The organism is Shewanella sp. ALD9, assembly GCF_002836315.1.
Lineage (GTDB): Bacteria > Pseudomonadota > Gammaproteobacteria > Enterobacterales > Shewanellaceae > Shewanella.
This window is the reverse complement of the sequence record NZ_PJCD01000042.1, coordinates 322,166-332,898: the sequence shown is the minus strand read 5'-3', so window position 1 is coordinate 332,898 and position 10,733 is coordinate 322,166. Positions and strand designations below refer to the sequence as shown.

The window sequence follows — 10,733 nt, the reverse complement described above, 5'->3', positions numbered from 1 at the left end:
TTCGTTTTTCATTGTCTCCATATAAGTTGCATCAATCACCTGGAAGATTTCGATGCAGTGGCCGACGTTGCCGTAGAGTTCAAAGCAGGTAGGAACGACTTTGTATTGTTGGTGCAGAGTTGGGAAATATTGAAGGCACGGGACAGTGCCGATTTTCCGTATCGAAAAAGCAGTCGGCCAAATCATCTGCATTCGAACTTTATGAATACTTTAACGAGCGTGGTCTGCCGTTTCTGCGTAAGTATAGCGATCCAACTGAAGTCGTTGGCACTCTAAGGAATGGTGGCAAAGAAGCAATGTTGATAAGCCCATTCCTAAACCAACACCAAGATCAAATTAACCGGCTGAGCAGCCATTATGGCATCAGCATGTAACAAGCCGCGTCACTCTGACGGCCTTGTCAGGCCGTCGGTGCGCTCAGTGTTATGTTTCACACGGAATCTTCGAGTATGCTCAAATATTCAGATCTTTTTGATAACGAAGTCTTGAATTACTTAGGTGATTATCTGGACTTTGAATTATCAAATATAGATAAAAATATAGACTGGTTAAAATTAACTCCAAATTATCATAAAGAAGTTCTTGCTGGAGAAGGTTCTGGTGGTTTTTATATTGCTTATGGTGAAGGAGAAACTGAAAACAAACCTATACTGTTTATTTCATCTGAAGGACAAGCGGGAAAACTTGCAAACAACCTTTCCGAATTTTTGTCTATGATCATCGAAATTCCATATTGGTTTGACTTGCTTAAATTTTCAGGTGGTGGTCAATTATCTGAAATGAGGAAAACAGCATATTTTATGGTTTCTGAGTTCAATGAAGATTACCCTGATTATAATGAAGCTAAGTCCATACTAAAAAGCAAACTGGCTCTTCCCAACATATCAGATCCAATTGGCTTGCTACATTCTTGTATGCAAAATTCTGATTGTACGGTTTTAGCTAGTGATGGTTGGGAATATGAGTCATTGTTCAATACATTCGTTTCATCTGACAACAATGCGTGGAAGTGAAACATAACAAGAGACTATGGATTTCTTGACAAAAGATTATATAAATATTTAAATGTCATATATCAACTACGAATGTTCACTTTCTGAGATGTGATTTTTCGATTAGTAATTGATTATAATGAATTTTAGTTTTATTTTGTGTTTGGTTTCTTGGGTTCAAATCCCTATCCCTCCGCCACATTCAATAAAAAGGCCCGCTATTTATAGCGGGCCTTTTTATTTGGCGAAAGATAGGACTTTGAACCCACGGGTTCCTCTTTATTACAAGCAAGCTATCCCTCCGCAAGATTCAACAAAGTCTTCGAAATTAAAACATGGTCATCCACTTCAACTGATTCGAGAAGATAAGCGTGGATCCATTAGTTCAAGCAGCCTGGACATACTTAATAGGCTAAACATCCCCGCAGAGAATTGGCTTAAAATCACTACAGAGTTTGGTGCATTATTTAAAGGCGCTGTCGGAGCATTACCCGCATTAACTGAATATTGTGAACATTTAGACCGAAAACGACGACAAGGCGCTGCAAATTTTCAGCGCTGGCTGTGTGCTTAAGCATTAATTCCTCAAAAACCACAATTCTCCTTATCCTTGATTGATATCGAAATTTTCTGCTGTGCTGAATTGCGTAGATGACTGATAAATCGATCATATAACGCTATTTTTTTAACCATGTTGATTGAAATTGATTAGTTGAGTACATCGAGCAGAGCTATCGCCAAAGAAATGAAAACGAGCTATGTTACTTGTTCAAATAATGGGTGGCTTGGTTTTACTGATGGGTGGCTTGGTTTTACTGATGGGTGGCTTGGTTTTACTGTATACAATTGTCTTAAACGTTGCCAAAGCAGATATTTAATCGTAAATTCGCTGCAGCACGCAGCAAATAAGCTACAGGGGGAGCGCAATGGTGGATGTTTCGCTTTCTGATCGTGTGAGATTAATGAGAAAACAAAACATCTACAGTTTTTATAAACTCATTTGTGAATTATTTTTGACAAAGGATTGTCTATGACTAGATTTTTCATAGTTATAATTGTTTATTTTTTTTGTGACACAGTTGGTGCTGAACAACTTCCAATCTATAAAGAAGACCAAATTATTTATTATAATTATCATATTGATAATGAAGGTTTCAATACGGTTAGGAAGCTTTACACACCAGAGGTTAGCAAATTAATTTTTAATAGTCCCGGTGGCGAGTCCGGCATTGCTATGAAATTCGCTAAGTGGATTATCAACCATGATTTAGACATCGAAGTTGATAGATACTGTTTATCTTCATGTGCCAACTATATTTTCCCCGCTGGCAAGATTAAGTATCTTAATAAAAAATCAGTGGTTGGGTGGCATGGTGGGGCTTTTCAGTTCAAAAAAACACCTATAGATGCGAGAAATATTAGAACAGTATTATCATTTTCTAAAAATTGTGATTTCAGCAGATTACCTAAAGATGAATTGCTGATTTTTGAATCGATAATTAAATCTGAATGTGCCTTTTATAAATCTCTGAACATTAACCCTCTAATTACTATGTATGGTCAAATCAAAGAGGATAGATTTTATACAGATAATGTCGATTTTTGGAGCTATAGCCTAGATGCTATGTCTTTTTTAGGGATAAATGGAATAGTTGTAAAAGGTGGGGACTGGAAGCCTGTTAGAATGATCCAACAAAAAAGTATTAAATATTTTGAATTAAATGAAGTTAAAGAAGGCATAGAGCAAGCTCGGCATAATCGTTTGTTATCTGACCTTATTAATTGATAGGAATTAAATATATAAACGATGTTAAAAAATTTGATAATTCATAAAAAATAATTTATTGAAAATCTATTCTATAAATATTTAAATCCAAGACTAATAGTTTTAAGATTGCTATATCTTTGCCATATTGAATAAATAAATAGATAGGACTTTAAACCCACTAATTCTTGTTTGTTATAAACATGGTCATCCATCTATGTTGTTATCTTGAAAATGGCTGGCATAGTCAATTATTTCTAGATGTAGTAATTAGAGTTGATGCTGATAACCCGAAATACTGGCGGATAACCATGGCGCCATTTATTTTTAATAGATTGAATATTACTGCTTAAAAATCATAATAGAGCTTGGCGCCTTATTCAAAGAAGAAGTAGGGGGCTTTGCCCATATTAAAAGACATTACCAGCATTTAGACCGAAAACGACGACAAGGCGTTGTAAAATTGCCAGCGCGGGTTGTGTGCGTATACAATCACGTGTTAATCCCACCAAACCATTTTCTACTTGATTGATATCAAGCTTTTCTGTTGCCTTGGTTTTAACTAATGAGTCATTTTGTGGCTATTGAGTAAACATTTTTCAAATCACTCGGTTGAATCTGTACGTTAAGAAAATCATAGCAGGTGTTGGCAACTCAAAAACGAAAGGCGTTATGTGTTACCTTAAAAACGGGTAGCATATTTTAATTGGAATATTTTGATGGAGATAGTGATCTTAAGCTCTTGGTTAAGAACATACCATGAACTCTGTTCATCCTGACTGAGTAAACTAGGCCATTTATGGCTTGATTATTGTTATTATTGTGCCATGAAATAAATGGCAACATAGGCTGAGAATTCCGCATTAATGCCAGTAGAAGCAATCATATTCTGCACGTCCCATCATATCCTGCACATCTAGACAAGAATTAACCTAAGGGGTCTTTTAGCATGAATAAAGCAAAGAATAGTGGCAGCCTTGATTTGCCAGTTGACACTTTCAGTAGCCACACCCCAACACCAACACCAACACCAACATCAGTTTCGCACTCCATATCCGCGGGGTTTGTGCGCGTGCGCGGCGCCCGAGAAAATAACCTGCAGAACGTCGACGTGGATCTACCCCGGGACTCGATAGTTGCTTTCACAGGGGTGTCCGGCTCTGGCAAATCCTCGCTCGCTTTTGGCACCATTTTCGCTGAGGCCCAGCGACGTTTCTTCGAGTCCGTCGCGCCGTACGCCCGGCGTCTGATCCAGCAAGGTCATACGCCTCAGGTGGACGAAATTACTGGATTGCCGCCAGCCGTCGCTCTCCAACAGCGCCGAGGTACACCCAACTCACGCTCAAGTGTAGGCACCGTCACCACCCTCTCGAATTCTCTGCGGATGCTTTATTCCCGTACAGGTATTTACCCTGATGGGGCTTTGCGCCTCGAGTCGGACTCCTTTTCACCCAATACCGCCATGGGCGCTTGCCCTAAATGCCAGGGACTCGGAACCGCGCACACAGTCACCGAGGCATCGCTGGTGCTCGACCCTTCACTGAGCATTCGCGAAGGCGCCGTTACGGCTTGGCCTGGGGCGTGGCAGGGTAAGAACTTGCGCGACATCCTCACTGCGCTCGGCCATGATGTGGACATACCTTGGGAACAGCTGTCCCGCGCCGATCGCGATTGGATCTTGTTCACCGAGGAACAACCCGTGGTCGACATCATGCCGGAGCGAGAACGGCCCCGGCCTTACAAGGGGAAGTTCTGGAGCGCGCAGAGTTATGTGATGCACACGCTCGCCGATTCAAAAAGCGCTTCGGTGCGTAACCGTGTACTGAAATATGTTGAATCTGGACCATGCTTAATATGCGCGGGCAGCGGACTGCGCAGCGAAGCACTCGCCGTTACCTTTAACGGCCGCACCATAGCCGAGCTCAACAGCTTGTCGCTCACCGAGCTCCGCCACGTGCTTGACCGTCCGGCGGCCGCCAATACCCCGGGTGCGACTATCACCAAGGATCTCACTCGCCGCCTCGACGTGCTGCTCGATCTCGGCCTCGGATACCTAAGTCTAGGCCGCGCAACACCCACGCTCTCTCCTGGTGAAATGCAGCGGCTGCGCATAGCCACCCAGCTGCGCTCTGGGCTTTTTGGCGTAATCTACGTACTCGACGAGCCTTCCGCTGGGCTTCACCCGGCCGATGCCGAGCCGCTCCTAGCCGTACTCGACGAGCTCAAATCTAGTGGTAACTCAGTTTTTATCGTGGAACACAATATGGACGTGGTACGCCGCGCCGACTGGGTCATCGACGTCGGCCCTCATGCGGGAGAGCAGGGCGGAGTGGTCCTCTACAGTGGACCGACGGCTGGACTCAAAGATGTACCTGCCTCGATCACGCGAAAATTTCTCTTTGCAAGCGAGCGTCCAGTCCCGGCTGCACGCGAGCTGCGACAACCGCTCGGTTGGCTTGGCCTGACGGGTATCACCCGCCATAACCTACGCGGACTCGACGCTGAGTTTCCGCTCGGCATACTGACCGCGGTCACGGGTGTCTCGGGCTCAGGCAAGTCCACTCTAGTGAGCCAGGTGCTTGCCGAGACTGTTGGCCTGCACCTTCATCCTGACCTGGATCCCAGTGACGGGAACGCATCCACAGCCTCGGTGGCCGGGGATAAGGATGAACAACCCGAGCCTAAACCCGTCGACATCACCACGGTTGAAGCGATCAACGGCGCGGATCTGATCGATCGACTGGTGCGCGTTGACCAGAAACCAATCGGTCGCACACCGCGGTCCAACCTCGCCACATATACAGGCCTGTTCGATGCCGTGCGCACCACATTCGCCGCGACCCCCGAGGCTCGGAGCCGAAAGTTCGGCGCTAGCCGGTTCTCGTTCAACGTGCCGGGTGGCCGCTGCGAGACCTGCCTTGGCGAGGGATTTGTGGCGGTCGGTCTGCTTTTTTTACCTGGCAGTTACTCGCCCTGTCCCGACTGCGGTGGCACGCGGTACAACCCTGAGACCCTCGAGGTGACATACTGTAACAAGAATATAGCCGAGGTGCTTGGGCTTACAGTGGATGCGGCAATGGTGTTTCTCGCCGATGTACCCTCGGCATTGCGCAGCCTTAAAACCCTTAGTGAGGTGGGGCTCGGCTACCTACGACTCGGCCAACCCGCCACCGAGCTTTCCGGAGGAGAGGCGCAACGCATCAAGCTCGCGACCGAGCTGCAGCGGGCACGCCGCGGCCATACGCTGTACATTCTCGACGAGCCCACAACAGGGCTGCATCCTGCCGACGTGCTATTGCTGCTCGCCCAGCTCAACCGGCTTGTCGATGCCGGCAATACCGTGATCGTGGTCGAACACGACATGGACGTGGTTGCCGCCGCCGACTGGGTTATTGACATCGGCCCTGAAGGCGGTGACAAGGGAGGCGCTATAGTGGTCGCTGGCACGCCCCATGCTGTGGCCGCCCACCCGGAGAGCCGAACGGCGCCTTACTTGGCCCAGTGCATCTCTACCACCTGAGCGACTGCCTGTCGTGGCAAACTAGGGGTCGCGCAATAATAAAGCTGACAGCTTTCTGAAATAGGCATGAATTTTCACCTGTGTACTTTTGAAAAAAGACTCTTAGCTGATTTGGGGCCAGCCTAATAGTTCCCGTATCATCAAACATGTCAATAAACGTTTTTGAAGCTTTTTTTTGCCGGCCCCAGGCGATCCGTACATAAAAATAGACACCGACTGTAGATCCGCAGGAAACGTGTTTAAATTGGTCTGTTCACGTGCTATCTGAGTGCGATTTGCTTTCGCATAGATGATGCCTTGGTTTCAATTTTAGTTTTTCTCTGTCATAGGTCGTGATAGGTTTACCCAATAAAACAAAAAGATACTAGCAATTGCAATGTGAGTGTAAATTTACCATAGCTTGTATGTATCTACATGAACGGTTGGGTGTAATAACATCACGATAACATGGCACAACCTATTAATTATGATTACGGCAGCCTATATCGCTATGAAAACACCAATAAAACGGCGTTTTACCGCTAGGGAAATCGCTGATTTATTAAGCCATTGAATGGCTTTTTTATGCTCTCCGCCCGTTAACTTCGTTGCTCATCGCACTCATCGCACTCATCGAGGGCATCGCTCACTTTGTTTGCAGTTTACCGCCTCATTGGTTTTACGCCGGTTGATACTTCGAGTATTGATGCCTATAAGGACAAACATAGTAGTATTTGTTTGGTTGAACTTGCTAACAAGTTTATCGACAGTTGCGACAAAAACACTTCCTTTTTCAGCACTATGTCATCTATTGAGTATGGCTCAATAGATGACAAAGTTGTGCCGTTTATCTACACGCTTGTGTACATACAATGGCGTAGAAATGCCTGTAAATAAGTGTATGTACGCAGTCGCACAGACAGTCAGATTGGCTGATGACATGATTTGAAGTTCTGACGTTATCGTACCGTGCGATTAAAGATCCTCAGATGAAGGAGTGACATGCCAAATGGATAAAACCTTAATCATAGATTATTACACTGACATTCTTTGTGTCTGGGCTTGGATTGCTCAGAAACGTGTTGATGAACTTAATAAAAAATTGGGACACAAAATCGAACTTAAATGTTACTACGTTGACGTTTTTGGTGATGTACCGACAAAAATAAACACTCAATGGCAATCAAAAGGCGGGTTTATTGGCTTTGCCGAGCACATACAACAGTCAGCATCTGCCTTTGAATATGCCTATATAAACCCAAAAGTATGGACGCAAGTTAGACCCACCACTTCAGCCAATGCGCATTTGATGCTTAAAGCGGTAGAGATTACTTATGATAAAAAGAAAAGTATCGATATGGCGCTAACATTTCGAACCGCATTTTTTGTTGATGGCTTGGATATTGGCAACCTTGAAGTCCTCTGTGATTTAGTTAACGCCAATGGACTAGACCTAAACACCATTAATACCAGCATTGGTGATGGCTCTGCTATGGCATCTTTAATGGGTGATTATCAAAAATCAAAGAGTCAAGGCATTAACGGTAGTCCTTCATATGTCCTTGATGGTGGGCGTCAAACATTGTATGGCAACATAGGTTTCGGCGTAATTCTTGCCAATATTGAAGAGCTTTTGAAGCATCCAACAGATGAGGCTAGTTGGTGCTGAAACGAAAGTGTACAGAGGTGAAGTTGAGAAGCATGTCTTCGATTGGAACATGAGGTTCTGCAACGTCCCAGCGCTATTTTACGTAATCAGATTAGCGCCTTCGCAGCCGTCACATCTGTTGGATATCGCACAGACGAATACCTATGGTCAAGTCCAGACTGACATACATTGAAAGTATAAGTCGTCTCAGTTTACCCAATCCTTAGCGCCGAAACTGACCAGATTACATCTGTTTGTGACAACCGGCTTATGGTAATCAGAGAAGCTATAAATGTTTTAATAACAAGGGAATAATTACCATTACTGTCAAAAATGAAACCCTTCTTGAGAAATGTGATATTTAGGAGACAGACCATGATTGAAAAAATAGCAACTATCCAGTGGCAAGGTCAAGGTAAGAAAGGCCAAGGTAAAATAAGTACCGAGACCGGTGCACTGAAGCAATATCCTTACGGCTTCGGTAGTCGCTTCGAGGATGACCGAAGTGGCACTAACCCTGAAGAGATACTAGCCGCAGCCCATGCCGCGTGTTTTACGATGGCGTTTTCATTCGCCTGTGATAAGGCAGGGTTTGCCACCGCCAATATCGACACTAAGGCCAGCGTTCGTCTCGCTAAACAAGGCGAAGGTTTTGTTATAGACCGCATCGCGTTGACAATGAGCGCAGAGGTTGCGGGCATCGACGAGGCGAAATTTCAGGAGATTGCGGCTGCGGCAAAGTGTGACTGCCCGGTATCGAAGGCTCTTGCCGGTGTTGAGAATATTACCCTGCAAGCGACACTGAAGTAGGTCTTCTCCTGAGACACGCTGTCAGCCCGCGCTATGCAACTACACAGCAGCAACTACACGGCAGCAACGCCAAAGTCAGACCGAACGCTAAAACGAAGGTTTAATAACTGTATTCATATCCTCTTCCAGCATTTTTCTAACCGTCGGCAAGATTGCCGACGGTTCTTCTACGGTGAATAACGTTCGGTCTGGTGTCCGTGCGTTAACACATTCATCAATAGTCCTGATTTGGCAACTAACTCGGATACATAGACACAGAGCGGTTCGTCAATCGCATGAAAATGACACCAACGTTTGATAGCGTACAGACAGCGTTGCCGCTTTTACCTTTTAATCGTTCTGTATCGCTCTCATGTTGGTACATTTAACATTCGAAGGAGACGATACCTATGTTACGTACCGTTAACAATATAGAGGACTATGTCATCAGTGCTACAGATGGCAACATTGGTCATATCAAAGACGTTTATTTCGATGATGAAACTTGGTGTGTTCGCTTTCTCGTTGTTGAAACAGGCACTTTAGGATAGCAGGATAAAAAGTTGCTTATATAAAAGACAAATCACGGAGGGCGTATGCATGACCATGAAGATAAAAAGTCACATTATCAAAAAGATAGTCTGACATTAGTTGGTGCGGTTGCGCTTGGCACCGGCGTTATGATTGGTGCTGGCATATTTGCCTTGACGGGGCAGATGGCCCAGATGACCGGAAGTCTTTTCCCGCTGGCTTTTCTTTCGGCTGCGGTGGTTGTGTTATTCAGCGCATACTCTTACGTAAAATTGTCCAATGCTTATCCTTCCGCCGGTGGGATTGCCATGTACCTAAAAAAAGCTTATGGCAGCACGGTGACAACCGCCTTTCATTCCCTGTTGATGTATTTTTCTATGGTGATTGCCCAGAGTTTTCTGGCGCGTACCTTTGGGACTTATACATTACAGCTGTTTGGTATCGATGATAGCAGCGTGTTAGTGCCAACACTGGGTGCTGGATTATTGCTGGTGGCGTTTCTGATCAATTTATCCGCCAACAAGATGATCGAAGGTGTCGCGTCGGTGCTCGGCTTTATTAAGATTGGCGGTATCGTTTTGTTCGGTATCGTTGGCGTAATGGTAGCTGGCACGGTTGAAGTCGATTTCTCAACAGTCAGTCCAGACGCCTCAACTTCTGGTGCAACAATAGCTGGTTTTATTGGTGCAACCGCGCTGGGTATTTTGGCCTTTAAGGGCTTTACCACCATTACCAATAGTGGTTCAGAGCTTACTGACCCTCACAGAAATGTGGGCTGAGCTATCATGATCTCCATCGGTCTTTGTGTGGTAATTTATACGCTCGTCGGTTTTGGCGTCGCAAGTAACTTATCACTAGCGCAAATAATCGAAACAAGAAATTACTCGTTGGCTGCAGCCGCAAAGCCTGCACTGGGCGAATACGCGGTCTGGTTTACGGTTGTTTTGGCCATGATAGCAACAGCAGGCGGTGTTATTGCCAGTATATTTGCGGTTTCGCGGATGTTGGCAATGCTGACGGATATGAAACTCGTTCCCCACAGCCATTTTGGCATGCCCGGTAGCATCCAAAAGCACACCCTGTTTTATACCGTCATTTTAGGTTTGCTGTTGACCATATTTTTTGACCTGACGCGGATTGCGGCCATGGGTATCATCTTTTATTTGATTATGGACATGGCGATCCACTGGGGGGTTTTACGTCACCTGCGAGACGACGTGGGTGCTAAACGCGCATTCCCTATGGTCGCGATTATCCTTGACTTGATCGTTCTAGCCGGTTTTGTCTGGATCAAGATAAACAGCGATCCATTGGTGTTAGGTGTCGCTGGTGTTGTCATGTTGGTTATTCTGCTTGTTGAGATCCTATTTTTACGACATAACCCTATCGAGCCCAAAAAACACAACCACGGATGAAAATAACCCAATACGACCTTTTAGTGCTAACTGCCCGAGACAGCCTGAATGCAGCTGTGTAGGGGCTCACTCACTAGGACGAACTTTAATCATG

General features: G+C 45.2%; 7 protein-coding genes and 2 pseudogenes. 8 read left to right on the top strand and 1 reads right to left on the bottom strand.

Annotated features, from left to right (window positions below; translation table 11 throughout):
• The coding region (locus tag CXF88_RS22025) for a hypothetical protein (RefSeq protein WP_206780910.1) at positions 1-192 on the bottom strand (192 nt) is incomplete at its 3' end.
• 257 nt (positions 193-449) lie between these two features.
• On the opposite strand from CXF88_RS22025, the gene CXF88_RS19700 reads away from it, so the two are divergent.
• The 8 genes and pseudogenes from CXF88_RS19700 to CXF88_RS19665 all read left to right on the top strand — a co-directional run bounded on the left by CXF88_RS19700 (position 450) and on the right by CXF88_RS19665 (position 10,639).
• Complete coding sequence (locus CXF88_RS19700) at positions 450-1,013, top strand: hypothetical protein (protein WP_101088482.1); 564 nt, start codon at positions 450-452, stop codon at positions 1,011-1,013.
• Between the two features lie 328 nt (positions 1,014-1,341).
• Positions 1,342-1,566, top strand: a pseudogene (locus tag CXF88_RS19695) (transposase); the annotation flags it as partial.
• Positions 1,567-2,022: 456 nt separating this feature from the next.
• A complete protein-coding gene (locus tag CXF88_RS19690) occupies positions 2,023-2,778 on the top strand; it encodes a hypothetical protein (protein WP_101088481.1) in 756 nt (251 codons plus the stop codon).
• A 928-nt stretch (positions 2,779-3,706) separates the two neighbouring features.
• Entirely contained in the window at positions 3,707-6,277 is a 2,571-nt protein-coding gene (locus CXF88_RS19685; RefSeq protein WP_101088480.1) for an excinuclease ABC subunit UvrA, read from the top strand.
• Positions 6,278-7,265: 988 nt separating this feature from the next.
• Positions 7,266-7,925, top strand: coding sequence for a DsbA family protein (locus tag CXF88_RS19680; protein ID WP_101088479.1), 660 nt, complete (start codon positions 7,266-7,268; stop codon positions 7,923-7,925).
• Positions 7,926-8,279: 354 nt separating this feature from the next.
• Positions 8,280-8,714, top strand: coding sequence for an OsmC family peroxiredoxin (locus CXF88_RS19675; protein WP_101088478.1), 435 nt, complete (start codon positions 8,280-8,282; stop codon positions 8,712-8,714).
• A gap of 389 nt (positions 8,715-9,103) precedes the next feature.
• Positions 9,104-9,244, top strand: coding sequence for a PRC-barrel domain-containing protein (locus CXF88_RS19670; RefSeq protein WP_242445210.1), 141 nt, complete (start codon positions 9,104-9,106; stop codon positions 9,242-9,244).
• Between the two features lie 45 nt (positions 9,245-9,289).
• A pseudogene (locus CXF88_RS19665) lies at positions 9,290-10,639 on the top strand (APC family permease).
• Positions 10,640-10,733: the final 94 nt, after the last annotated feature.

Excerpts from the sequence above, each read along its gene's own strand:
- CXF88_RS19690 (WP_101088481.1), top strand. The coding sequence starts at position 2,023 with ATGACTAGATTTTTCATAGTTATAATTGTTTATTTTTTTTGTGACACA.
- CXF88_RS19680 (WP_101088479.1), top strand. The coding sequence starts at position 7,266 with ATGGATAAAACCTTAATCATAGATTATTACACTGACATTCTTTGTGTC.
- CXF88_RS19675 (WP_101088478.1), top strand. The coding sequence starts at position 8,280 with ATGATTGAAAAAATAGCAACTATCCAGTGGCAAGGTCAAGGTAAGAAA.
- CXF88_RS19670 (WP_242445210.1), top strand. The coding sequence starts at position 9,104 with ATGTTACGTACCGTTAACAATATAGAGGACTATGTCATCAGTGCTACA.
- CXF88_RS19700 (WP_101088482.1), top strand. The coding sequence starts at position 450 with ATGCTCAAATATTCAGATCTTTTTGATAACGAAGTCTTGAATTACTTA.
- CXF88_RS19685 (WP_101088480.1), top strand. The coding sequence starts at position 3,707 with ATGAATAAAGCAAAGAATAGTGGCAGCCTTGATTTGCCAGTTGACACT.